Source organism: Herbaspirillum camelliae, from assembly GCF_001929405.1.
GTDB classification, from domain to species: domain Bacteria; phylum Pseudomonadota; class Gammaproteobacteria; order Burkholderiales; family Burkholderiaceae_D; genus Herbaspirillum; species Herbaspirillum seropedicae.
The window spans coordinates 4,642,685-4,665,788 of sequence record NZ_KV880769.1; the positions used below are offsets into that span (position 1 = coordinate 4,642,685).

Sequence of the window (23,104 nt, forward strand, 5' to 3'; positions counted from 1 at the left end):
AACACCTCCCCAAAACACATCGGCCCCATCACCGCGCCAGTTGGCGCAGGGATGGGGCCGATGAAGCAAGCGCGGCGGGAGCAGCTCCCGCCTCTGCTTATCTGCTTAGTGATGCATCTTGGCGTCAGTACGATCCAGGATGGATTCCGGCGCTTGCGCGTCTTCCACGGTCTCGTTGTTCAAGACCTTGGTCAGGCGCTCGCTGTCGAGCTCGCCGCTCCACTTGGCCACCACCAGGGTCGCCACGCCGTTGCCGATGGTATTGGTCAGCGCGCGGGCTTCGGACATGAAACGGTCGATGCCCAGGATCAGCGCCAGGCCGGCCACCGGCACGTGACCCACCGCCGACAGCGTAGCCGCCAGCACGATGAAGCCCGAACCGGTGATGCCAGCTGCGCCCTTGGAAGTCAGCAGCAGCACGCCCAAGAGCGTCAGTTCCTGCACGAAGGTCATGGGCGTATTGGTGGCTTGGGCGATGAACACGGCGGCCATGGTCAGGTAGATCGCAGTGCCGTCCAGGTTGAAGGAGTAACCCGTGGGGATCACCAGACCGACCACGGTCTTCTTGGCACCAGCGTTTTCCATCTTGGCCAGCATGCGCGGCAGCACCGATTCCGAGGACGAGGTGCCCAGCACGATCAGCAGTTCTTCCTTGATGTACTTGACGAACTTCCAGATCGAGAAGCCGTGCAGGCGAGTGATGATGCCCAGCACCACGAAGATGAACAGCAGGCAGGTCAGGTAGAAGGTGCCCATCAACTTGGCCAGCGAGAACAGCGAACCCACGCCGTACTTGCCGATGGTGAAGGACATCGCACCGAAGGCGCCGATCGGGGCCACCTTCATGATCGCGCCCACCACCGAGAACAGCACGTGCGAGATCTTCTCGATGAAGTCGAACACCAGCGTGCCACGGCCACCGAACTTGTGCAGGGCGAAGCCGAACAGCACCGCCACCAGCAGCACCTGCAGCACGTCACCCTTGGCAAACGCATCCACCATGCTGGTGGGGATGATACCCAGCACGAAATCGGTCACCGAACCCATCTTGCCGGGAGCGGTATAGGCGGCGATGCTCTTGGTGTCCAGCGAAGCCGGATCGACGTTCATGCCCACACCCGGTTGCAGGAAGTTCACCAGCAACAGGCCGATGATCAGCGCCACGGTGCTGACGACTTCGAAGTACAGCAGCGCCAGGCCGCCGGTCTTGCCGACCTTCTTCATGTCTTCCATGCCGGCGATGCCGATGACGACGGTACAGAAGATGACCGGTGCGATGATCATCTTGATCAGCTTGACGAAGCCATCGCCCAGCGGCTTCATGGCTTCACCCGTGGATGGGTAGAAATGGCCCAGTGTGATGCCGATCACGATGGCAACCAGGACCTGGAAATACAGCGATTTGTAGAGGGGCGGTTTTTGCGCCGTCATAGTCTTTCTCCTTAAACATCGATTATCAGCCGGCCCGCCTGGACCTGCCTCCTGCCATTCTCGGATCCGTCGTCCGTTCAGGCTTGTTATTTGTCCGGGAGAACTCCCCCTCCCCGGTTCGGGCGCAAGTATCGCGCAGTCATCCCCGTGCCGGTATTGTGGGAAACCACATAAGCTCAGGAAACAGGGCTGCAAGCGGCTCTTTTCTTCATTCTGCGCTGCAACAAAGTTCGTTATAGTGAATGCTGGGGTAGTTCCCGCCAACAACAAGGAAAAACATCGTGCAAGGAAAACTGTCGGTCACCGCCCGCCTGGGGCTGCTGCTGGCGCTGCTGTGCGCCAGCGTCATCCTGCTGGCCTGGCGCGACATGCTGGGCATGGCCTCCAGCAATGACAAGCTGAAATATGTCTATGAAGACCGCACGATGGCGCTCATCCACATCGCCCGGGTGCGCGATGCGCTCTACCAGAACCGCGACCTGATGGGGCGCGCCCTGATGATGGCCAACCTGCGCACCGACCCCAATGCCGAGGACAGCGTCTCGGCGGCGCGCATCAAGCAGAACCTGGGGGGTATGACCGCGCTGGACGCCAGTTTCCGGGAAGGATGGAAGGCCTACCGCGACACCCGCCTCACTCCGGAAGAAACCACCCTGGCCGGGCGCTTCGAAGAGCGCTGGCAGACCTACCTGAGCGAACGTGACCAGATCATCACGCTCATCGCCAATGGCGAACCGCTGCAAGCCAATCGCCGCTGGACCGCGCTGACCACGCAACTGGCCGATCTGGCCACCCTGCTGTCGAACCTGGGCCGGCTGCAGGAAAGCCTCACCGGCAGCGCCTACGAAGAGGCCCGCAACGAATACCAGCGCCTGCGCACCCACAACCTGGAGATCGCCGGGCTGACGCTGGCGCTGGGCCTGGCGCTGGCGCTCTGGATCATCGCCGGCGTGCGCCGCGAACTGGGCGGCGAGCCGGCCTATGCCGCCCATATCGTGCGCCAGATCGCCGATGGCAACCTGTGCGTGGAAGTCAATCTGCGCAGCAACGACCGCAGCAGCCTGCTCTACGCCATGCACACCATGCGCGCACGCCTGACCGAGATCATGCGCAATGTCACCCTCTCGACCCAAGCGCTGGGCGTGTCCTCACGCCAGCTCAACGCCACCGCCCATGCACTGGCGCAGGCCTCCAGCGAGCAGGCTGCGGCGGTGGAAGAAGTCCATGGGGCCATCGCCAGCATGAATGAGGCCATCCAGCAGACCGGAGAACATGCCCGCCGCACCAACCAGATCGCGGTCGCCGCCGCCAGCGACGCCGACAAGAGCGGCGCGGCCGTGCAGACCACGGTCGACGCCATGCGCGGCATTGCGCGCCAGGTCGGCGTGATCGACGACATTGCCTACCAGACCAATTTGCTGGCGCTCAATGCGGCCATCGAAGCGGCTCGCGCCGGCGAGCATGGACGCGGCTTTTCGGTGGTGGCGGCGGAGGTGCGCAAGCTGGCCGAGCGCAGCCAGAGCAGCGCCCACGAGATCAGCGTGATCGCCCAGCAAAGCGTGGAGCTGGCCGAGCAGACCAGCCAGCGGCTGGTGGAAGGCACCCTGCAGGGGATACGCCAGGCCTCCCAGCAGATCAACCAGATCACGCTGTCCTCGCGCATGCAGGAAGAAGGCGTGGCCGAAATCGGCGTGGCCGTCACGCAGTTGAACGACACCACCCAGCGCAATGCAGCCGTCTCCGAGGAACTGGCCATCACGGCCGAGGCGATGACGGAACGGGCGCGCGAGCTCAACGCCCAACTGGCCTACTTCCGTCTCGAGCAGAGCCAGCAAGGCCAGCCCGGCCAGCGTCCTGCAGCCGCTTAACGCGGCGCCAGCGAAGCGCGCATGGTGATGTGTTCGATGCCGGCCTCAAGGAAGATCTCGCCTTCCTGCACGAAACCGTGGGCGGCATAGAAAGGCGCTGCATGCGTCTGCGCATTGAGCACCACTTCGCGGTCACCGCGCGCGCGGGCCGCCTGCATCAGCGCCTGCAGCACCGCCCCGCCCACGCCCTTGCCGCGTCCGGCCTTGCGCACGGCCATGCGGCCGATGTGGCCGTCAGGCAGCAGACGGCCGGTGGCCAGCGGCTGGCCTGCTTCGTCATAGGCCACGGCGTGGATGCAATGGGCATCCATCTCGTCGAGCTCGATCTCGGCCGGAACCTGCTGCTCGTCCACGAAGACTTCGAAACGGATAGGCTGGGCGTGGGCGCGCATGGCGTCCCAGCTGCCGGTGATGATGTTCATGCGGGTACCCTGCATTGAAATAAGAACGGAAAGAACTGGAAATCAGGAATCACGAGGTCTGGCAAGCCGGCCATGGATTCAGTCATGCTCCAGCTTGCGCGAGATATCGAGGCGGCGAATCAGCTTGAAGCTGCCCATGGCCTTGGCCACTAGCCGCTCGCCCTGCCACAGTTCGGCCTGGCAGAAGCACATGGTGGTGGAACGGTGATAGGTATGGCCGCGCGCCACGATGGTGTCGCCAGCGCGGCCCGCGGGTTGCAGGAAGCTCGAGCTCATCTCCACCGTGGCCGCGGACTTGGCGTCCGGCACGCCCGCGCGCGCCGACAGGCCCATGGCCACGTCCATCAGCGTCATCGAGATGCCGCCCTGGGCCACCTGCCAGCTGTTCATGAACTCCGGCTTCAACAGCAGCGACATCACTGCGCGGTCGTCGCCGTATTCCAGCACCTCCACGCCCAGGGCTTGCAGATAGGGATTGCCCTGCGGGAAGACCTCGGTCAGCGCCAGACTCATGGTGCCGTCCTCAGACTTCGTAGTCCATGCACTGGCGCGCTTCGCGCACCGCGCCGATGAAAGGCTTGATGGCCACGTGGTCGGGATGTTCCTGGTAGGCGTCCAGCGCCGCGCGCGAGGCGAACTCGGAATAGAGCACCACGTCATAGGTCGCTTCCAGACCCGGCTGGGCCACCACGGCCTCGAACTTCAGGATGCCCGGCACCACGTTGGCACAGCTGTCCAGCAGTGCCTTCATCTTGCGCAGGTTGGTGGCCTTGTCGGCGCCTTCCGCATGGTCCTTCAGCTTCCACATCACGATGTGCTTGATCACGTTGGTTCTCCCTGATTCCTGGAAAATGGGCAAACCGACATGATAAGCCAAAGCGCCGGCCTCGGCCGCGCCCTGGCTCAGCTGCGCGCAGCGATCTTCATGAAGGAACCGACCAGCCGCCCCTCACGGCGCTCGGCCAGGCAATAGACATAGGTATGGGTGCTGACCGGATCGCCCTCGATGCGCACCATGCGAAAACGCTCATCGGGCACGAATTCGGCCTCCGACACCGCACCCAGGCCCAGCCCCCGCGCCACTGCCTCGCGCAGCGCCTCGCGACTGCCGATTTCCATGACCACCTGCACTTTCACGCCGGCCTGCTGCAGGGCCTTTTCCAGCGCTAAGCGGGTGGTGGAACCCTGCTCGCGCATGAGCATGGGCTGCTGATCCAGCTCGGCCAAGGTGACCGACTCGCGCTGGTAGAACGGATGGCTGCGGTGGGCGAACAGCACCACCGCATGGTCGGCGTAAGGCACGGCGTGAAAGCGCGCATCGTCGGTGAAGCTGGCCAGCACGGCCACGTCGGTCACGTAGTTTTCCAGGTCCGCCAGGGTCTGCGCCGAATTGCCCAGGCGGATCGACAGCTCCACCCGGGGATAGCGGGCGCGATAGGCATCGACCATCTCGATGACGTGGAAAGGGCCGACCGCGCCGATGCGCAGATGCCCCACATGCAAGGCCCCGGAATTGACCAGCAGGTTCAGGGCGTCCAGTTCCAGTTCGGCGATGTTCTGCGCGATCGGCAAGAGCCGTTGTGCAGTCTCCGACAAGTCCACCCGCCGGCCCCGGCGGAAGAACAGTTCGACATTGTGCTCGCGCTCCAGCGATTGCACCTGGGTGGTCAGGGTGGGCTGGCTCACGCCCAGGGCGCGCGCTGCCGCCGAAAAGCCGCGATGGCGCGCTACCGCCAGGAAAGCGCGCAGTTGCGAGGGGGTCATCTATAGATCCTGTCAATAGCTTCTGCCGATTTTGGCGATTATATCGATAACAGGCCCGTCACAATGTCGCTTTAAGCTGTTCACTGTCGATGGCAGCGTCAATGACGACGCTGCCACGCCTACCCCAGGAGAATCCCGTGAACACCGTCCCCGCCTCCCGCGGCTGTCCCACCCTGCAAGCCGTCATCTTCGATTGGGCCGGTACGCTGGTCGATTTCGGCTCGCTGGCGCCGACCCAGATCTTCGTCGATGCCTTCAAGAGCTTCGATATCGAGATCAGCCTGGCCCAGGCGCGCGGCCCCATGGGGCTGTCGAAGTGGCAGCACATCCGCCTCTTGCTGGATGAGCCCGCCATCGCCGCGCAATGGCAAGCGCGCACCGGCAGGGCGCCCGCCGACAGCGATGTCGATGCCCTCTATGAGCGCTTCATGCCGATGCAGATCGCCAAGGTCGGCCAGTACTCCCAGCCCATCGACGGCGCCGCGCAGGTGCTGGCCTGGCTGCGCGGCCAGGGCCTGAAGATCGGTTCCTGCTCCGGCTATCCGCGCCAGGTGCTGGACGTGCTGCTGCCGCTGGCGGCCGCCGCCGGCATCCGCCCCGACCACGTAGTGGCCGGTGATGAACTGGCCGCGGGCGGCCGGCCCGGTCCCTACATGGCGCTGGCCAACGTGCTGGCCCTGCGGATCGACGACGTGGCGGCCTGCGTCAAGGTGGACGATACCGTCCCGGGGATAGAGGAAGGCCTGCGTGCAGGCATGTGGAGCGTGGGCGTGTCGCTGTCCGGCAATGAAGTCGGACTCACCCGCAGCGAACTGGACAGCCTGCCGACGGCTGAGGCCAACGCCCTGAACCGGCAGGCGCAGGACCGTCTGCGCCAGGCCGGCGCCCATTACGTCATCGACACCGTCGCCGCATTGCCCGAGGTGGTGGCGCATATCCGCGCGCGCCTGGCGCGCGGCGAGCGGCCCTGAAGCCCGGCCCGCCCTGCCCGCCCTGGCGCGACTCAGTTGCTTCGGCTGCGGGCGCTGCGCTTGGTCGTGGCAGCGCTGGACGGCTTGGCGGACTTGGCGGGCTTCAGCGGCTTGGCTGATGTGGCTGCCTTGGCCGGCTTGCTCGGTTGCGCGGGAGCCGCCGTCTTGCGCTGCGTCCTTGCCGGCGTCGGCGCAGGCTTGGCCTCGGCGCGCCGAGGCGAAGGCGAGCGTGGCCGTTTGACGGGCGCAGTCTCCAGCTCGCCGGCCGGCACCGTGACCTCATCGCTGCCCGCACCGATGGCCGAGGTCAGCTTGCGCGCCAGCGCAATCACCTTGTCGGGATTGACATCGAGCGTGCCGATGAGCAGCTCGATGATTTCCGAGCGCGGATTGGCCAGCGTCGGCTCGATCATCATGACCGCCGCCGACAAGGCCAGCGCCCGCTCGCGGCTGGCCGCATCGGGCAGCATCTGTCCCAGCGCATTGAGCGCCTCCACGGGCGCCACGGCGGTGATGCGCGCCTGTTCCTTGAGCAGTTGCACCCAGTTGGTCTGCGCCGAGACACTGGCATGCATGTTCGGCAATTGCGCCAGCAGGCGCGCCAGGCGCAGGCTGCGCCGTTCGAACACGCCAATCGAAATCATGCCGGCGATGACGATGCGGCAGACCGCCTCGGCAAAACCGCCCTCGGTGATCTGGCCGATCACGGTCTCGCGATACCGGCCCAGCTCCTGCTGCGCCCAGCGCTGGGCCAGCTCGGCATCGGGCTCGCGCGGCGGCAGCCAGGCGCCCAGGCCGGTCGGACCGAACATCTGGCGCGTCATGCGCACGGTGCGGGCATCGCGCTCATCGCGCCAGGCGTTGAGCTCATCGGTGATCTTCTGCGCCATGCGGGCTTCGTACTGCTTCAGCGGATGCTGCGGGTCCAGCTGCACCCGTTGCGCACGCGCCTGGGCGGCCTGCTGGCGGATGAAGGCGGCTGCCGGATGGGTGTCCGAGAACAGTTGCCGCTGCATGCGCAAGGGATTCATGCGCATCAAGGCGTTGGCGCTGTCGCGGGTGGCCGTCATGCGCACCCAGGGGCGCACCCAGGTCTTGTAGAGCTGTGCATTCATCTGCGACCACTGGCTGATGGTCGAGAAGATCGCCTCTTCCTCGCGTCCCTCCGGATTGAGCTTGCGCAGGTCTTCCATGGTGCGGTGCTCGTAGTGCACCGTATAGTCGCCCGGTTCCAGGGCGTCCCAGCGCTGGGTGGGACGGCCATCCTTGCGTTCCAGCTTCATCTCGTAGAGGCCAGGCGGCAGGCTTTCGATCACGTCCAGCGAACTGACCAGCTGGTCATGTTCCTTCAGCGCCACCGAGCCGCCCACGAAGATGCCCAGGTGGCCCACGCTCTCATGCAGCACATAGATGATGGTGCGGCCCGCCGCCGCGATGGCGCGCTCGTCGCCCCAGGTATCGATGATCCAGTTCAGCGCCTGCGGCGGCGGGGTGATGTTGTCGCCCCAGGAAGCAAAGACCACGATGGGCGCGCTGATCTCGCGCAGGTTCACCGGCTTGCCCCGCACCTGCAGTTCGCCCCGCGCCAGCTTGTTGCCCACGAAGAGGTTTTCGGTGATGGCCTCGATCTCGGCCCCGGTCATGCGGAAGAAGCCGCCCCACCAGCGTTCGAACTCCAGGAAGCGCGCCGCCTCCTGGTCCACGCCGGCCCACAGGTTGTAGTACTTGTTCCAGAAGGTATTGGCCGGATTGAGCTTCTCGAAGTTCTCCACCAGATAGGCCCCATCGAAGCGGTCCGCGCCCAGATCAGCGGCCAGCGACGCCAGCCAGGTGCCGCCCAGGTTCGCGCCGCTGTAGCGCATCGGGTTCAAGGTCGAGCTGCCGGCCCAGTAGGAGGCCGGCGCGCCCACCATCATCAGCGGCCCGAACAGCTCCGGCCGCACCGCGTCCAGCGTCATCATGGCCCAACCGGCCTGGCAGTTGCCGATCACCACCGGCTTGGCCGCACATTGCGGATGGCGGCGGATCACCTCTTCCAGGAAGCGCGCCTCGGCATCCATCACCGTCACCAGCGTCTGTCCGTCCTCGGGCTCGGGACGGAAGGTGACGAAATACACCGTATGGCCGGCCTTCATGGCCATGCCCACTTCTGAATCGAACTTGAACCCGCCAATGCCCGGCCCATGTCCGGCGCGCGGATCGACCACCACCACCGGCCGCGCCTGCGGATCGACCGGCAGGCCGACAGGCGGCTGCAGCCTCAGCAAGGCGTAGTTGCAGGGTTGCGGCAGGTCGTGACCGTCCAGCACCACTTCATGGGCAAACTTCAGCAGCGGCGGCGTGCCCTGTTCCAGGTGTTCCAGGTAGTCGTTGCCACGGTCGAGCAGCGTATCCAGGAACAGGAAACTGCGCTGCAGGCAGTCCTGCAGATAGGCTGGCACGTCGCCCCAGGAGGCGCTGGCCGCCACAGGCTGGTTGTCGTCTGGCTGCCCATGCACATCATTGGGCAGGGTGGATACCGGTTTCTTGCGGTTGATCATGACTGCACTCCGGAGCATTGGATAGCGTCATGATACGGACAAAGGCCAGGGCAAATCGGCCGATCTCTGCCACAATGGAGCCGCAATTCGCGGTATTGCCTTTGAGAAGCGACACAAACATTGCACGGAGGAATTTTCATGGAGCTCAAGAGCCTGGTGGACCAGCCTGGCAAATTGCCGACCGTTCCCAAGGTGGTACAGCAATTGATGGCCAGTTTCAACGCCGAGGACATCTCTGCCCACGAGATCGCCCAGCAGATCGCCACCGACCCTGCCCTGAGCGCCAAGGTGCTGCGGCTGGCGAACTCGGCCTTCTTCCATGCCTCGCGCACCATTGGCACGGTCGATGACGCGCTGCGCATCCTGGGTTTCATCATGGTGCGCAACCTGGTGCTGGGCAATGGCATGGTGGCCGCCTTCAAGAACACCCGGGGCATGGACCTGCACCAGTTCTGGCGGCACACCCTCTACACCGCCGTGGCCGCGCGCTGGCTGGCCATGCACGCCGGCATGGCAGGTGAAGACAATGGCGACGCCGTCTTCACGGTGGGGATGATGCATGGCATCGGCCAGTTGCAATTGCACGCCGTGGCCGCCAATGCAGTAGCGCCCCTGGACCAGCACAGCAATGTGCTCGACAGCGACCGCGCCGAGCGGGAGAAAGAGGCCTGGGGTTTCCACTACGCCGATGTCTCGGCCGAGCTGGCCGCGATCTGGCACTTCCCCGATGCGCTGGTGACAGCGCTGCGTTCGGTGCCCGATCCGCTGGGCGCAGGCCGGTTCGATCGCGCCGCCGCCTGGGTGCACCTGGGCGGCTGGGCGGCGCGGGTGGCGATCCTGTCGCAGGATGATGAAAGCGCGCGGGCCACTTACCCGGCTGCGGTCGGCAAGAAGCTGGGCGTGGACCCGGCGTGGATGCCGCTGCTGGTCAAGCACGATCCCGACAAGGCCGAACGGGCCATGCCCTCCCTGGGCGAGCTCGCTGCAGGGCTGGATGCGATGCTCGAATAAGAGGACGCGGATGGAAACCATCATCAGCCTGCTGCTGGGTCTGCTGCGCTATCTTGCCTTCAATACCTTGTTCTACCTGCTCGGCTGCGGCCTGCTCAAGCTCATCACGCTGGGCCGTTATCCGCGCTGGCTGCCGCTGGGCAACGGCCACTGGCGCCAGCAGGCGCAGGACTACGAACTGGTGGCGCTGTTCGGATTGCTCGCCAGCGTGGCCCTGCTGGTGCTGGGCGCGCGCCTGCTGGGCTGAGCCTGCGCAGGCTCAGGTCGCGCAGATGCTGCAGCTGTGCCCCTTGCAGTTGTGCAGCACACTGCTGCGCCCTGCGCCCGCGTGCGTCCCTGGTCCGGTCGCGCCCTGCCCGGCCAGTTGCTCGGCGCCATTGCGCGGCTGCCAGCGATACTTGACCTGCAAACCGACGTGGCCGCCCGTGGACATGGGCGAAGCGGCGGTACGCTCTTGGCAGTAAGGGCAAACTGTCTCGCCATGCAGTGCCTGCAAGGAGATCAGGCGTTCGAAGATGCCTTCGCAATGGCTGCAACGAATGTCGTACAAGGGCATGGCGCCTCCTTCATCAATCCAGCATCACATCAAAAAAACCGGCCAGGCCTGCGCCCGGCCGGGAACACACACGTCACTGCGAACAGCGAAAAGCACTAGCCTTTGCGTCCCCAATACGACTTGTCGTTCAGCATGCCCTTGGGCGTGATGTCCTGATCGAAGATCGAGGTCGGCAAGGCCACCGTGCAGGCGCAGTTGGGAATATCGACGATGCCGCCGATGCGCCCTTCCACCGGCGCGGCGGTCAGCAGCATGTAGGCCTGGCTGCCGGTGTAGCCGAAGTGGGTCAGGTAGTCGATGGCCTTCAGGCAGGCCTGGCGATAGGCCACGGTGGCGTCGAGATAGTAGTTCACGCCGTTTTCCACGCTGATGCCCTCGAAGGTCAGCCACTGCTCGTAATGTGGCTTGACGATGCTGGGCATGAAGATGGGCGAGGTGATGTTGTACTTGGCCATGCCGCCCTTGATGAGGTCGAAGCCGACGTGACTCACGCCATCCATCTCGATGGCGCCGCAGAAGCCGATCTCGCCGTCGCCCTGCGAGAAGTGCAAATCTCCCATCGAGAAGCCCGCGCCCTTCACGTACACCGGGAAGAAGATGCGGGTGCCCGCCGACAAGTCCTTGATGTCGGTGTTGCCCCCATGCTCGCGCGGCGGCACGGTGCGGGCGGCCACCTTGGCCATCTCGTCGAACTTGGCCCCGGTCAGGCCGCGCAGCACGGCAGTGCTGGGGTTGGGCGGCTGCGCCAGGCCCTTGGCGGCCAGCGGGGCTTCGCGCCGGTTCCATTCGGCCAGCAGGTCATGCGAAGGCAGGCAACCCATCAGGCCAGGGTGGGTCAGGCCAGCGATGCGCACGCCCGGAATATGGCGCGAAGTAGCATACAAGCCCTTCAGGTCCCAGATCGCCTTGTCGGCTTCGGGGAAGTAATCAGCCAGGAAGCCGCCGCCGTTTTCCTTGGCGAACACGCCCGAGAAACCGACCGGCGTGACCGGTTTGATGTCCAGCAGGTCGATCACCAGCAGGTCGCCCGGCTCTGCACCTTCGACGTGGAAGGGACCGGTCAGCGGATGGGCGCGGGTCAGATCGACGTTCTTGACGTCGGCGACATCGTCGGTGTCCTGGATCTGCGCATCGAGGAAGTCCAGCGACTCGATCAGGATGGATTCGCCCGGCTTGACCGAGGCCAGGAAAGGCAGGTCGGGGTGCCAGCGGTTGTGCCCCAGTTCGGCCTGCTCTGCCAGCGGGACGCCGGGCTTGATCTTGAAGTGTTGCATGCGATCTCCTTGGTGGTGGGTGTGTGATGACGACCTTGGGAGCCTGAGCCTCAGGCCGCCGGCTCGATGGGGATTCCCGGCATCGGGCATTCGGGCGTGCCGGCACTGTTGCGCGTCAATGCCTCGACCTGGGCGCGTGCAGCCTGCGGGTCATTGACCCAGGTGCGATAGAAGTCGAAGGGACACTCGGCCACACCGGCCGGCGACTCGCCCGAATTGATCTTGCCGGTGTAGCCGCGATGCAGCAGCTTGTAGAGATGGTTCTGCGACTGCCAGTTGCGGCGCGCATCGCGGATGGCCGAGATCGACAGCTCGGCATACTGGATACCCATTTCCTCGGTACCGCACTCGCCCAGTGTGCGGCCATCGAAGCCGACGATGGCCGAATGGCCGAAGTAGGAATAGACGCCATCGAACCCGGCCGCATTGACCACGGCCACATAGAGGTTGTTCATCCAGGCCATGGCCTTGGAGACCATGATCTGCTGTTCCTTGGCCGGATACATGTAGCCCTGGCAGCGCACCACCAGTTCCGCGCCCTTCATGGCACAGTCGCGCCAGATCTCGGGGTAGTTGCCGTCGTCGCAGATGATGAGGCTGATCTTCAAGCCCTTGGGGCCATCACAGACATAGGTGGTGTCGCCCGGATACCAGCCCTCGATGGGCGTCCACGGCATGATCTTGCGATACTTCTGCACGATCTCGCCCTGGTCGTTGATGAGGATCAGGGTGTTGTAAGGGACCTTGCGCGGATGCTCTTCATGGCGCTCGCCGGTCAGCGAAAACACGCCCCACACCCCGGCGATGCGGCAGGCCTCGGAAAAGATGCGGGTCTCGTCACCGGGGATGGCGGCGGCGGTCTCGAACATCTCTTCACGGTCATACATGATGCCGTGGGTCGAGTACTCGGGGAACACCACCAGGTCCAGCCCCGGCAGTCCCTGCTTCATGCCGACCAGCATGGCGGCGATCTTCTGCGCGTTCTCCAGCACCTCGCTGCGCGTATGCAGGCGTGGCATCTTGTAGTTCACCACGGCCACACCGACGGCATCTTTACTGCTTGAAATGTCTCCATGTCGCATGAGCTTGCTCCTCTGAAAAGACGGTCGGATCAGACCGACAGATACTTGCTGATGGTGGGTGCATCGACGTTCTCGCGCGTGTCTTCGTAGACGAAGCGGCCCTTGTCGATCACCAGGAAGCGGTCCGCAATCTCCAGCGTGAAGCTCAGCACCTGCTCCGAGACCACGATGGTGAGCGCGCGGATCTTGCGGATTTCCTTGAGGCTCCGGGCGATGTCCTTGATGATGGAAGGCTGGATGCCCTCGGTCGGCTCATCCAGCAACAGCACGCGCGGATTGGTCGCCAGCGCGCGCGCAATGGCCAGTTGTTGCTGCTGGCCACCGGAGAGATTGCCGCCCTTGCGGGTGCGCATGTCATAGAGCACCGGGAACAGCGAATACAGTTCATCGGGCACCTTGCCCTTGGCCGCCGCAGGCAAGCCGGTCTGGATGTTTTCCAGCACCGTCATGTGCGAAAAGATCATGCGCCCCTGCGGCACATAGGCCACGCCGCGCTCGACGCGCTGGTGGCTTTCCAGGCCACCGAGTTCCACGCCATCGATGCTGATGCTGCCGCCGCGCAGCGGCAGGATGCCCATCAGGGTCTTGAACAGCGTGGTCTTGCCCATGCCGTTGCGGCCCATGACGGCGACGATTTCTTCCTTGGCCACCGACAGATCGACGTCGTGGATGACCTTGCTCTGGCCGTAGCCGGAAGCGAGTTGCGAGACTTTGAACACGGCAGGCTCCGGGATGGACGGGATCAATGAACGTTCAGTGACCGAGATAGACATCGATCACCTTGGGATCGGACTGCACCTTCTCCATGCTGCCTTCGGCCAGGATCTTGCCCTGGTGCAGCACGGTGACCTTGTGGGCGATGCTCTTGACGAAATCCATGTCGTGCTCGATCACCACCACCGAGCGGCCCTGGCTGATACGGCCCAGCAGCTCGGCGGTCTTTTCGCGTTCGGACACGCTCATGCCGGCCACCGGTTCATCCAGCATCAAGAGCTCCGGCTCCTGCATCAGCAGCATGCCGATCTCCAGCCACTGCTTCTGGCCGTGCGAGAGCAGGTCGGCCTGGGTGTGCAGTTGCTCTTGCAGGAAGATCTCGGCGGCCACCGCCTCCACCCGCGCCACCACATCCGGCGAGCGCTTGAAGGTCAGCGCACCGAACACCTTGCGGCCACGCGGGAAGGACATCTCCAGGTTCTCGAACACGGAGAGGTTCTCGTAGATGGAAGGGGTCTGGAACTTGCGTCCGACGCCTACCCGCACGATGGCGTGCTCGCTCATCTTGGTCAGTTCGTGGTTGTTGAACTTGATGCTGCCGGAGGTAGCGCGGGTCTTGCCGCAGATCAGATCCAGCACCGTGGTCTTGCCCGCACCGTTGGGGCCGATCACCACGCGCACCTCATTGCGCTGCACGTAGAGATTGAGCTTGTCCACGGCCTTGAAACCGTCGAAGGACACGGTCAGGTCTTCGATGGCCAGGACCGGATGGGCGTCCGATTCGAAACCGATGGGGTTCTCGCTCATTTGCTGGCCTCCAGGGTGGCGCCGGGCTCGATGCCGTCGCGCTTGGTTTCAGGGATGCTCGGGCGGGATGCAGGCTTGACTGGCTCGGTGGCGGCCAGAGCCGTTTTTTTGGGTTCGCCGCGCAGCTTGTCCATCAGGCGCTTGCCCTGGGTCTGCCAGAGTCCGGCCAGGCCATTGGGGAAATACATCACCACCGCGATGAAGAGTCCGCCCATCAGGAACAGCCACAGTTCGGGGAAGGTCTCGGAGAAATAGGTCTTGCCGAAGTTCACCAGCAGCGTTCCATACACCGCACCCAGCAGCGACATGCGCCCACCCACTGCCGCAAAGATCACCATTTCGATGGAAGGCACGATGCCCACGAAGGAGGGCGACATGAAGCCGACCTGCAGCGTGAACATGGCCCCGCCGATGGCCGAGAACATGGCCGCCGCGCAGAACACGAAGACCTTGAAACTGGCCACGTCATAGCCCGAGAAACGCACCCGCTCTTCCTTGTCGCGCATGGCCACCAGCAAGCGGCCCAGCTTGGAGCCCAGCACGTAGCGACCGAACAGGATGCAGCCAAACAGCAATCCGGCATTGACGAAATACAGCACCAGCTTGGCGTGGTCGGTGCGGATATCCCAGCCCATCAGGGTCTTCAGGTCGGTGATGCCGTTCACACCCCCGGTCAGGCCTTGCTGGCCGATGATGAGGATGGACAGGATGGCCGCAATGGCCTGCGTGACGATGGAGAAATACACGTCCCCCACGCGGCGCTTGAACATCGCCATGCCGATCAGCATGGCCAGCACGGTCGGCACCGCCAGCACCGCAAAGACGGTAAAGGCAAAGCTGTGGAACGGCTCCCACATGGCCGGCAAGGCGGTGATCTGGTTCCAGTCCATGAAGTCGGGAATGCCCGGCGTGGACTGGATCTTGGTGCTGATGGGGTCGGAGGCTTCGAGCTTGAGGAACATGGCCATGCAATAGCCGCCCAGACCGAAGAACACGCCCTGCCCCAGGCTGAGGATGCCGCCATAGCCCCAGCACAGCACCAGGCCGACAGCCACGAAAGCGTAGGACAGGTATTTGCCCACCAGATTGAGACGGAACATGTCCATCGTCAGCGGGAACACCACCAGCAGCAGCGCCGCCATCACCAGGAGGCCAAGCGCACCGGAGCGCCCGCCCAGCAGTTTTTCATAGGCTGCATTCATCATCGGACCTCGCACGAATTGTTTGATCTGTAGGAAGCGCTGATCACTTGCGCACCTTCACCGAGAACAGCCCTTGCGGACGCAGCATCAGGATCAGGATCACCGCCGAGAGCGTAAGCACCTTGGCCATGGAACCGGTCAGGAAGAATTCCGCCGTGGACTGGGTCTGGGCAATCGAGAAGGCCGAGGCGATGGTGCCGATCAGGCTTTGCGCGCCGCCGAAGACCACCACCAGGAAGGTATCGACGATGTAGAGCGAACCGCTGGTGGGGCCGGTGGAACCGATGGTGGTGAAAGCGGCACCAGCCACTCCCGCCACGCCGCAGCCCAGTGCAAAGGTGGTGCGATCGACCTTGCGGGTGTTGATGCCCACCGCCCCGCTCATGACCCGGTTCTGCATGGTGGCGCGCACCTGCAGGCCCCAGCGCGAACGGAACAGCAGCACGAAGATGGCCCCGGTGAGCAGCACCGTCAGTCCCATCATGAAGAGGCCATTCAAGGGGATGTCGATGTCGTCGGTCGGCTTGAAGGAACCCATGAGCCAATCCGGCAAGGTGGCGCTGACCTCCTTGGCGCCGAAGATGGAACGGAAGGTCTGCTGCATCGCCAGCGACAGGCCCCAGGTCGCCAGGAGCGTATCGAGCGGACGCTTGTAGAGGCGGCTGATGAGCAGCAGTTCGGTGAGATAACCGACGCCATAGGCCACGGCGAAGGACAGCACGATGGCCACGAAGAAATAGAACGGCTGCAAGGCCGGCGTATAGGTGGTGGTCAGGTGCGACAGCAGGTAGGTGATGTAGGCGCCGATGGTGAGGAATTCACCGTGGGCCATGTTGATCACGCCCATCTGCCCGAAGATGATGGCCAGGCCCAGCGCCATGAGCAGCAGCACGCAGAAGACCGAGAGGCCATTGAAGCCCTGCATGGCGAAGATGGCGCCGAATTCGGATAGAGAAACCATGTTGACTCCCGACGGGGCAGAGTTGCAGATTGGAGGAAGGGCGGCAGCGCCCGCATGTCACTACAGGCGCCGCCGCTTTGCTGCACGAAGGGCCGGTGCGGCACCGGCCGGACCGCCTTACTGGTAGCCCTTGGGGAAGGGATTCGGCTCGATCAGCTCGGACTCGTAGACCACCTTGAACTGGCCATCCTTCTGCGCCTCGCCGATGCGGGTCTTGCTCCACAGGTGATGGTTCTCGTGGACCTTGACGTAGCCTTCCGGCGCAGTCTTGAGTTCGATGCCGGGCGACGCCGCCACCACCTTGTCAACGTCGAAGCTGCCGGCCTTTTCCACGGCGGCCTTCCACAGCCAGGGACCGAGATAGGCGGCTTGCGTCACGTCACCGATGACGGAATTAGCGCCGAACTTGGCCTTGAACTCGGCGACGAATTTCTTGTTGTTGGCGTTGTCCAGGCTCTGGAAATACTTCATCGAGGCAAAGAAGCCTTCCACGTTCTCGCCACCGATGCCCAGCATTTCATCCTCGGTCACCGAGATGGTCAGCAGGTTCTGGGTCTTGGCGGTCACGCCGGCGGCCTTCAACTGCTTGTAGAAGGCGACGTTGGAGCCACCGACCACATCGGCGAAGATCACGTCCGGCTTCTTCAGCTTGATCTTGTTGATCAGCGAACCGAATTGCGTATTGCCCAGCGGGTAGTATTCCTCGCCCACCACCGAACCCTTGAGCACGTTCTCGATGTGCTTGCGGGCGATCTTGTTGGAGGTGCGCGGCCAGATGTAGTCGGAGCCGACCAGGAAGAAGGTCTTGGCCTTCTTTTCCTTGGCCACCCAGTTCAGGCCGGCCAGCACCTGTTGCGTCGCCTCCTGCCCGGTATAGAACACGTTCTTGGATTGCTCCAGGCCTTCGTAGAAGGTCGGGTAGTACAAGAGGCCGTTGTCCTTCTCGAACACCGGCAGCACCGCCTTGCGCGAGGCCGAGGTCCAGCAGCCGAAGACGGCCGCCACGCGGTCGTTTTCCAGCAACTTCTTGGCCTTTTCGGCGAAGGTCGGCCAGTCGCTGGCGCCGTCTTCCTGGATGATCTTGATCTTGCGCCCCAGGATGCCGCCCATGGCATTGATCTGGTCGATGGCCAGGCGCTCGGCCTGGATCGAACCGGTCTCGCTGATGGCCATGGTGCCGGTGGCCGAGTGCAGCTGGCCGACCGTGACTTCGGTATCGGTGATGGCCAGCTTGGTGGTGTTGACCTTGGCGGTCGGATACTGCTGCGCCGAGGCCATGCCCGGCAGGGCCGCTGCTGCCGCCCCGGCAGCCAGGCCCATGAGGATCTTGCGGCGTGGGAACGAGGGCGGATGGGAAGACGAGGAATGCGACATGCGGTACTCCTTTCGGGCGTTGTTGTTGGACTCGTGGTGACAGCTGCGTGGCGGCAACAAAAGCAGGGAACGGCGCGGCGGGACCGCTGGATGGATGCGGTGGCCTGTCGTTCTGGGACGCAGAATAGGAGTCGCGGTGCGGCGCAACAATACGTTGATTGACGTAAGCCACGGTGCGCAGGACGAAGGCGCACTGCACAGCTTTTGAACGTGGCGCGCCTGCTCTTGGTGCAGACCTCCCCGGCCTGCGCGCAACAGGCCCGCGCCGGCGTGCTGCATTGTGGTGAAAGCCTGCGGCGCAGGGCCAAGGGCATACGTCATTTGACGTATGCCCTTGCCGCCGCAATGGTTTGAAAATTGCTTGGCCCTATGGGCAGTCATTGCCCCCAGCCACTCCATCCGCCCAAGCCAACGTGACCCATCCCGCCACACAACGCATCGTCAAGGTCCGGCGCGACTACAACACCTGGGTCGCCAACGAAACCCTGGAAGACTATGCGCTGCGCTACACACCCCTGTCCTTCCGCCGCTGGTCGGAGTTCCGCCTGGCCAATACGGCCCTGGGGGCGACTTCCTTCCTGGCGCTGGAAGCCATCAGCGGCGCCATCACCCTGAGCTATGGCTTCACCAACGCCTTCTGGGCCATCGCCTGCGTGGTGCTGCTGTTCTTCCTCACGGGCCTGCCGATCTGCTACTACGCCGCCCGCTACGGGGTGGACATGGACCTGCTCACGCGCGGCGCCGGCTTTGGCTACATCGGCTCGACCATCACCTCGCTGATCTACGCCAGCTTCACCTTCATCTTCTTTGCGCTGGAGGCGGCCATCATGGCCCAGGCCATCGAGATCTACTTCGGCCTGCCGCTGGTCTATGGCTATGTGCTGTGCTCCATCATCATCATTCCCATGGTGGCCTACGGCATCACCCTCATCAACCGCCTGCAGATGTGGACCCAGCCGCTGTGGCTGGTGCTGCTGGTGCTGCCCTATGTCTGCGTGCTCTACAAGGCAAGGAACCGGATGCACTGTCCAACCTGATGAGCTTTGCCGGTCGCGCCGAGGAAGGCAGTTCCTTCAACCTGACGCTCTTCGGCGCAGCGGCCACGGTGGCCTTCTCGCTCATTGCCCAGGTGGGCGAGCAGGTCGACTTCCTGCGCTTCCTGCCGCAGAAGACGCCCGCCAACCGGGGCCGCTGGTGGAGCGCCCTGCTGCTGGCCGGCCCCGGCTGGATATTGCTGGGCGGAGCCAAGATGCTGGGCGGTGCGCTGCTGGCCTTCCTGGCCATCCAGCATGAAGTGCCGATGGCGCGCGCGGTAGAGCCGACCCAGATGTACCTGGTGGGCTACCAGTATGTGTTCGGCAACCCCGCCCTGGCGCTGGGGGCGGTGGTGCTCTTCGTGGTGGTGTCGCAGATCAAGATCAATGTGACCAACGCCTATGCCGGCTCGCTGGCCTGGTCCAATTTCTTTGCGCGCCTCACACACAGCCATCCGGGCCGGGTGGTGTGGCTGGTCTTCAATGTATTGATCGCGGTGCTGCTGATGGAGCTGGGCGTATTCAATGCGCTGGAACATGTGCTGGCGCTCTACAGCCTGGTCGCCATTTCCTGGATCGGCGCGGTGGTGGCCGACCTGGTCATCAACAAGCCGCTGCGCTTGAGCCCCGCCCACATCGAATTCAAGCGCGCCCACCTGTATGACGTCAACCCGGTCGGGGTCGGCTCGATGGCCATCGCCACCCTGCTCTCCACGCTGGCCATGTCGGGCGTGCTGGGCAAGACGGTGGCAGCCATGGCGCCCTTCATCGCGTTGGGAACAGCGCTGGCGAGCGCCCCGCTGATCGCGCTGGCCACCGGCAGCCGCTACTACATCGCGCGGCGCGATACGCTGTCCGAACAGGACTATCGGCCCGTCACCCCTGGCCAGGCGCAGCCGGTGCTGGCCTGCGTGATCTGCGGCAATGCCTTCGAAACGCCCGACATGGCCCATTGCCCGGCCTACCAGGGCGCGATCTGTTCCCTGTGCTGCTCGCTGGATGCGCGCTGCAAGGACCGTTGCAAGACGCCGCGCGCGCGGCTGCCCAACCAGATCCTGCACACCCTGCGCCAGCTCATCCCGGCGCGCTTCGCCGTCAAGCTCAATACCCGCATCGGCCATTACCTGAGCGTCTTCGGCCTGCTGGCCGGGGGCCTGGCGGTGGTGCTGTGGATGCTGTACTTCCAGCAGATGGCCGACCTCTCCGGCAGCGGTTTGGATGCCCCGGCTTCGCTGCGCAGCGTCTTCATCAAGCTGTTCTGCCTGTTGCTGGTGGTGGTCGGCGTGGGCGCCTGGTGGCTGGTGCTGACCAATGAGAGCCGCGCCGTCGCCCAGGAAGAATCGGAACGCCAGACCAACCTGCTGCTGCAAGAGATCGAAGCCCACAAGCAGACCGACGCCGAACTGCAGCGCGCCAAGGAAGCGGCCGAATCCGCCAACCTGGCCAAGAGCCGCTTCGTGGCCGGCATGAGCCATGAATTGCGCACGCCCTTGAACAGCATCCTCGGCTATGCCCAGATCCTGCATGTGGACGCCACCATCCCGCCGGCGCGCAAGGACGCCATCGGCGTCATCCGCCGTAGCGGCGAACACCTGTTGAGCCTCATCGATGGCTTGCTCGACATCGCCAAGATCGAGGCCGGCAAGATGCGCCTGGCCTCCGACGAACTGGCGCTGGAAGCCTTCCTGGAACAGATCGTGGGCATGTTCGCCCCGCAGGCAGAGCAAAAGGGCTTGCACTTCCGCTTCGACAAGACCGGCCGCCTGCCGCAGATCGTCCACGCCGACCAGAAGCGGCTGCGCCAGATCCTCATCAACCTGCTGGGCAATGCGGTCAAGTTCACCGACCAAGGCGGTGTCACGCTCAGGCTGCGCTACGCCCGCGAGATCGCCTACTTCGACGTCATCGATACCGGCATCGGCATTGCCCACGACGACCTCGAACGCATCTTCCTGCCCTTCGAACGCAGCAGCGCGGCCAACCTGCGCGAAGACATCGGCACCGGGCTGGGCCTGGCTATCAGCCGCATGCTGGTGCACATCATGGGCGGCGAACTGAGTGTGCTGAGCCAGGTCGGCCAGGGCAGCAGTTTCCATCTCAAGATCTACCTGCCGGAAGTCCATGTGCCGCGTCCGCGCATCAAGCTGGAAGACCAGATGTCGGGCTATGCCGGTCCTTCGCGCCACATCCTGGTGGTGGACGACCAGGCCTCGCAACGGCGCTTGCTCAAGGATATGCTCATGCCGCTGGGATTTACGGTGAGCGAGGCCGACAGCGGCCTGGCCTGCATGGAGACGCTGGGCCACGAGCTGCCCGACCTGGTGCTGCTGGATATCGCCATGCCGCAGATGGATGGCTGGACCGTGGCGCGCGCCATCCGCGCGCGCGGACTGACGCAGCTGCCTATCCTGCTGGTCTCGGCCAATGCCTTCGAGAACCTGCACGAGCGCAACGAGCCGCCGCTGGTGAACGACTTCGTGGTCAAGCCGGTCTCGTATCACGAATTGCTGGGCAAGATCCGTCAGCATCTGCAACTGGATTGGGTGGCGGTGGCAGACGCACCGACGCCAGCAGCCCATCCGCCAGCGCCGCAAGCCTTGATGCTGGTGCCCACGCAAGAGAAGCTGGCCACCCTGCTGGAACTGGGCAGCATCGGCTATGCCAAGGAAATTGTGCGCCAGCTCGACGCCCTCGAACGCCAGGACCCGGCCTACCTGCCCTTCACCACCGAACTGCGGCAACTGGTCCGGCAATTCCGCCTCAATGAATATGTCTCCCGCATCAAGGAGCTGATCCGACATGATCTCAACGACGTTCGATAGACACGTGGTCCTGATCGTCGATGACATGCCCGACAACCTGGCCATGTTGTCCGACGCCCTCGACGACAGCGGCCATATCGTGCTGGTGGCCACCGATGGCCTGAGCGCGCTGGAACGGCTGGACCACATCACGCCCGACCTGATCCTGCTGGACGCGATGATGCCCGGCATCGACGGCTTCGAGACCTGCCGCCGCATCAAGCAGGTCAGGCGCGTGGCGCATGTGCCGGTGGTGTTCATGACCGGCCTGTCGGAGACCGAGCATGTGGTCAGAGGCTTCGAGGTCGGCGGCATCGATTACGTCACCAAGCCCATCCGCCCGCAGGAAGTGGTGGCCCGCATCGGCGCACACATCCGCACGGCGCGCATGATGGTGCAAGCCCGGGGTGCGCTGGAACATGCGGCCCATGCGGTGATCGTGCTGGGGGGCAATGGCCTGCCGATGTGGCTGACCAGCAAGGCCTCGCAATGGCTGGAAAAGTACTACGGCCCGACCGCCCCCGCCAGCCACAAGCTGCCCGCCGCGCTACAGGTCTGGCTCAACGAACAACTGGTGCGCCAGCGCCAGGGCGAGAGCCTGGACCAGGTCGCGCCGCTGATCGTGCGTCAGCCACAGGGAGAATTGCACATCACCCTGTCCGGCCCCGGCCAGGGACACGGGGTCAGCCTGGTGCTGGAAGAAAAACCGACCGGTGCAGCGGCCCGCCCGGAAGACGGTGCGAGCCTCCCCCCCACGCTGGAAGGCTGCCGCCTGACCCCGCGCGAGAGTGATGTGCTGCTATGGCTGGGCAAGGGCAAGACCAACCGCGATATCGCCGAGATCCTCGGCATGAGCCCGCGCACGGTCAACAAGCACCTGGAGCACATCTTCGTCAAGCTGGGGGTGGAGACGCGCTCGGCGGCGGCGGTGCTGGCCAGCAGCCTGGCCGGCGGCAACACCAGCAGCAGTAGCAGTAGCAGTCAGGCGCTGCAATGAAGCACCCGCAATAAAAGTGCACAGGCACGGCCACTTTGGCCTATCCTTGCACAGGGCACTCACGCCCATCATCACCGAAGCAAGGAGTCATCATGCCCAAGAAAGAGAAACTGGACCCGGAAACCGAAGCCCTGATCCAATGGTGTACCGAAGTCGAGCAATTCCTGGTCAAGGGCGGCGCCACGCTGGACCAGGCGCAGGAGCATATCGAAGAACAGGTGGAGTGGTTCACCGACCTGTTCTACGACGGCCTGACCCCGGAAGAAGCCGCCAAGGAAGCCCTGGCCTGATCCTC

The 23,104-nt window shown here is 64.2% G+C and carries 20 protein-coding genes and 1 pseudogene; 7 read left to right on the top strand and 14 right to left on the bottom strand.

Features of this window, described 5'->3' with window-relative positions:
* Positions 1 to 105 precede the first annotated feature (105 nt).
* Positions 106 to 1,431, bottom strand: a complete 1,326-nt coding sequence (locus tag BGK68_RS20735) for a dicarboxylate/amino acid:cation symporter (protein ID WP_075258633.1) — start codon at positions 1,429 to 1,431, stop codon at positions 106 to 108.
* 281 nt (positions 1,432 to 1,712) lie between these two features.
* Between BGK68_RS20735 and BGK68_RS20740 the strand changes: the two genes are divergently transcribed.
* Positions 1,713 to 3,299, top strand: coding sequence for a methyl-accepting chemotaxis protein (locus BGK68_RS20740; protein ID WP_075258634.1), 1,587 nt, complete (start codon positions 1,713 to 1,715; stop codon positions 3,297 to 3,299).
* Here the strand turns inward: BGK68_RS20740 and BGK68_RS20745 are convergent.
* The 4 genes from BGK68_RS20745 to BGK68_RS20760 form a co-directional block, all read right to left on the bottom strand.
* Positions 3,296 to 3,721 carry a GNAT family N-acetyltransferase gene (locus BGK68_RS20745; RefSeq protein WP_075258635.1) on the bottom strand — a complete coding sequence of 142 codons (426 nt, stop codon included), beginning with the start codon at positions 3,719 to 3,721 and terminating at the stop codon, positions 3,296 to 3,298. The genes BGK68_RS20740 and BGK68_RS20745 overlap by 4 nt on opposite strands.
* Positions 3,722 to 3,799: 78 nt before the next feature.
* The gene (locus BGK68_RS20750; protein ID WP_075258636.1) at positions 3,800 to 4,234 is read right to left on the bottom strand and encodes a PaaI family thioesterase; all 435 of its coding nucleotides are present in this window, start codon (positions 4,232 to 4,234) and stop codon (positions 3,800 to 3,802) included.
* A gap of 10 nt (positions 4,235 to 4,244) precedes the next feature.
* Positions 4,245 to 4,547, bottom strand: a complete 303-nt coding sequence (locus tag BGK68_RS20755; protein WP_013234596.1) for a Dabb family protein — start codon at positions 4,545 to 4,547, stop codon at positions 4,245 to 4,247.
* A gap of 77 nt (positions 4,548 to 4,624) precedes the next feature.
* On the bottom strand, positions 4,625 to 5,485 hold the full coding sequence (locus BGK68_RS20760) for a LysR substrate-binding domain-containing protein (RefSeq protein ID WP_075258637.1): 861 nt from the start codon (positions 5,483 to 5,485) through the stop codon (positions 4,625 to 4,627).
* Between the two features lie 137 nt (positions 5,486 to 5,622).
* On the opposite strand from BGK68_RS20760, the gene phnX reads away from it, so the two are divergent.
* Positions 5,623 to 6,456, top strand: coding sequence for a phosphonoacetaldehyde hydrolase (gene phnX / locus BGK68_RS20765; RefSeq protein ID WP_075258638.1), 834 nt, complete (start codon positions 5,623 to 5,625; stop codon positions 6,454 to 6,456).
* Between the two features lie 32 nt (positions 6,457 to 6,488).
* Here the strand turns inward: phnX and BGK68_RS20770 are convergent, their stop codons facing one another.
* On the bottom strand, positions 6,489 to 8,996 hold the full coding sequence (locus BGK68_RS20770) for a DUF3141 domain-containing protein (RefSeq protein WP_075258639.1): 2,508 nt from the start codon (positions 8,994 to 8,996) through the stop codon (positions 6,489 to 6,491).
* A gap of 138 nt (positions 8,997 to 9,134) precedes the next feature.
* Here BGK68_RS20770 and BGK68_RS20775 point away from each other — a divergent pair, with 138 nt between their 5' ends.
* Positions 9,135 to 10,007 (top strand): HDOD domain-containing protein, encoded by an 873-nt coding sequence (locus BGK68_RS20775; protein WP_075258640.1) that lies wholly within the window; start codon positions 9,135 to 9,137, stop codon positions 10,005 to 10,007.
* 10 nt (positions 10,008 to 10,017) lie between these two features.
* A complete protein-coding gene (locus tag BGK68_RS20780; RefSeq protein ID WP_075258641.1) occupies positions 10,018 to 10,254 on the top strand; it encodes a hypothetical protein in 237 nt (78 codons plus the stop codon).
* A 12-nt stretch (positions 10,255 to 10,266) separates the two neighbouring features.
* On the opposite strand, the gene BGK68_RS20785 is transcribed toward BGK68_RS20780, so the two are convergent.
* The 8 genes from BGK68_RS20785 to urtA all read right to left on the bottom strand — a co-directional run bounded on the left by BGK68_RS20785 (position 10,267) and on the right by urtA (position 17,977).
* Complete coding sequence (locus tag BGK68_RS20785) at positions 10,267 to 10,563, bottom strand: FmdB family zinc ribbon protein (RefSeq protein ID WP_075258642.1); 297 nt, start codon at positions 10,561 to 10,563, stop codon at positions 10,267 to 10,269.
* Positions 10,564 to 10,658: 95 nt separating this feature from the next.
* Positions 10,659 to 11,837, bottom strand: a complete 1,179-nt coding sequence (fmdA, locus tag BGK68_RS20790; protein ID WP_075258643.1) for a formamidase — start codon at positions 11,835 to 11,837, stop codon at positions 10,659 to 10,661.
* Between the two features lie 50 nt (positions 11,838 to 11,887).
* Positions 11,888 to 12,919 (bottom strand): aliphatic amidase, encoded by a 1,032-nt coding sequence (locus BGK68_RS20795; protein ID WP_075258644.1) that lies wholly within the window; start codon positions 12,917 to 12,919, stop codon positions 11,888 to 11,890.
* Positions 12,920 to 12,948: 29 nt separating this feature from the next.
* Positions 12,949 to 13,638, bottom strand: coding sequence for an urea ABC transporter ATP-binding subunit UrtE (urtE, locus tag BGK68_RS20800; RefSeq protein WP_069374143.1), 690 nt, complete (start codon positions 13,636 to 13,638; stop codon positions 12,949 to 12,951).
* Positions 13,639 to 13,672: 34 nt separating this feature from the next.
* Positions 13,673 to 14,440 carry an urea ABC transporter ATP-binding protein UrtD gene (urtD, locus tag BGK68_RS20805; RefSeq protein WP_075258645.1) on the bottom strand — a complete coding sequence of 256 codons (768 nt, stop codon included), beginning with the start codon at positions 14,438 to 14,440 and terminating at the stop codon, positions 13,673 to 13,675.
* Positions 14,437 to 15,642, bottom strand: coding sequence for an urea ABC transporter permease subunit UrtC (gene urtC / locus BGK68_RS20810; protein WP_075258646.1), 1,206 nt, complete (start codon positions 15,640 to 15,642; stop codon positions 14,437 to 14,439). Before urtC ends, urtD begins: the two co-directional genes overlap by 4 nt.
* Before the next feature lie 43 nt (positions 15,643 to 15,685).
* Complete coding sequence (urtB, locus tag BGK68_RS20815; RefSeq protein WP_075258647.1) at positions 15,686 to 16,603, bottom strand: urea ABC transporter permease subunit UrtB; 918 nt, start codon at positions 16,601 to 16,603, stop codon at positions 15,686 to 15,688.
* Positions 16,604 to 16,720: 117 nt separating this feature from the next.
* Positions 16,721 to 17,977, bottom strand: a complete 1,257-nt coding sequence (urtA, locus tag BGK68_RS20820; protein WP_013234609.1) for an urea ABC transporter substrate-binding protein — start codon at positions 17,975 to 17,977, stop codon at positions 16,721 to 16,723.
* Between the two features lie 413 nt (positions 17,978 to 18,390).
* Between urtA and BGK68_RS20825 the strand changes: the two are divergent.
* The 3 genes and pseudogenes from BGK68_RS20825 (at position 18,391) to BGK68_RS20835 (ending at position 23,099) form a co-directional block, all read left to right on the top strand.
* Positions 18,391 to 21,833 (top strand): annotated as a pseudogene (locus BGK68_RS20825) (ATP-binding protein).
* Positions 21,811 to 22,809, top strand: a complete 999-nt coding sequence (locus BGK68_RS20830) for a response regulator transcription factor (protein WP_075258648.1) — start codon at positions 21,811 to 21,813, stop codon at positions 22,807 to 22,809. The pseudogene BGK68_RS20825 and the gene BGK68_RS20830 overlap by 23 nt, the downstream one beginning before the upstream one ends.
* A gap of 92 nt (positions 22,810 to 22,901) precedes the next feature.
* Positions 22,902 to 23,099: a hypothetical protein gene (locus BGK68_RS20835; protein ID WP_006713029.1), complete on the top strand. Its 198-nt coding sequence runs from the start codon at positions 22,902 to 22,904 to the stop codon at positions 23,097 to 23,099.
* The last annotated feature ends 5 nt before the right edge of the window (positions 23,100 to 23,104 follow it).

Excerpts from the sequence above, each read along its gene's own strand:
- BGK68_RS20735 (WP_075258633.1), bottom strand. The coding sequence starts at position 1,431 with ATGACGGCGCAAAAACCGCCCCTCTACAAATCGCTGTATTTCCAGGTC.
- BGK68_RS20745 (WP_075258635.1), bottom strand. The coding sequence starts at position 3,721 with ATGAACATCATCACCGGCAGCTGGGACGCCATGCGCGCCCACGCCCAG.
- BGK68_RS20750 (WP_075258636.1), bottom strand. The coding sequence starts at position 4,234 with ATGAGTCTGGCGCTGACCGAGGTCTTCCCGCAGGGCAATCCCTATCTG.
- BGK68_RS20760 (WP_075258637.1), bottom strand. The coding sequence starts at position 5,485 with ATGACCCCCTCGCAACTGCGCGCTTTCCTGGCGGTAGCGCGCCATCGC.
- BGK68_RS20770 (WP_075258639.1), bottom strand. The coding sequence starts at position 8,996 with ATGATCAACCGCAAGAAACCGGTATCCACCCTGCCCAATGATGTGCAT.
- BGK68_RS20775 (WP_075258640.1), top strand. The coding sequence starts at position 9,135 with ATGGAGCTCAAGAGCCTGGTGGACCAGCCTGGCAAATTGCCGACCGTT.
- BGK68_RS20780 (WP_075258641.1), top strand. The coding sequence starts at position 10,018 with ATGGAAACCATCATCAGCCTGCTGCTGGGTCTGCTGCGCTATCTTGCC.
- BGK68_RS20785 (WP_075258642.1), bottom strand. The coding sequence starts at position 10,563 with ATGCCCTTGTACGACATTCGTTGCAGCCATTGCGAAGGCATCTTCGAA.
- fmdA (WP_075258643.1), bottom strand. The coding sequence starts at position 11,837 with ATGCAACACTTCAAGATCAAGCCCGGCGTCCCGCTGGCAGAGCAGGCC.
- BGK68_RS20795 (WP_075258644.1), bottom strand. The coding sequence starts at position 12,919 with ATGCGACATGGAGACATTTCAAGCAGTAAAGATGCCGTCGGTGTGGCC.
- urtD (WP_075258645.1), bottom strand. The coding sequence starts at position 14,440 with ATGAGCGAGAACCCCATCGGTTTCGAATCGGACGCCCATCCGGTCCTG.
- urtC (WP_075258646.1), bottom strand. The coding sequence starts at position 15,642 with ATGAATGCAGCCTATGAAAAACTGCTGGGCGGGCGCTCCGGTGCGCTT.
- urtB (WP_075258647.1), bottom strand. The coding sequence starts at position 16,603 with ATGGTTTCTCTATCCGAATTCGGCGCCATCTTCGCCATGCAGGGCTTC.
- urtA (WP_013234609.1), bottom strand. The coding sequence starts at position 17,977 with ATGTCGCATTCCTCGTCTTCCCATCCGCCCTCGTTCCCACGCCGCAAG.
- BGK68_RS20830 (WP_075258648.1), top strand. The coding sequence starts at position 21,811 with ATGATCTCAACGACGTTCGATAGACACGTGGTCCTGATCGTCGATGAC.
- BGK68_RS20835 (WP_006713029.1), top strand. The coding sequence starts at position 22,902 with ATGCCCAAGAAAGAGAAACTGGACCCGGAAACCGAAGCCCTGATCCAA.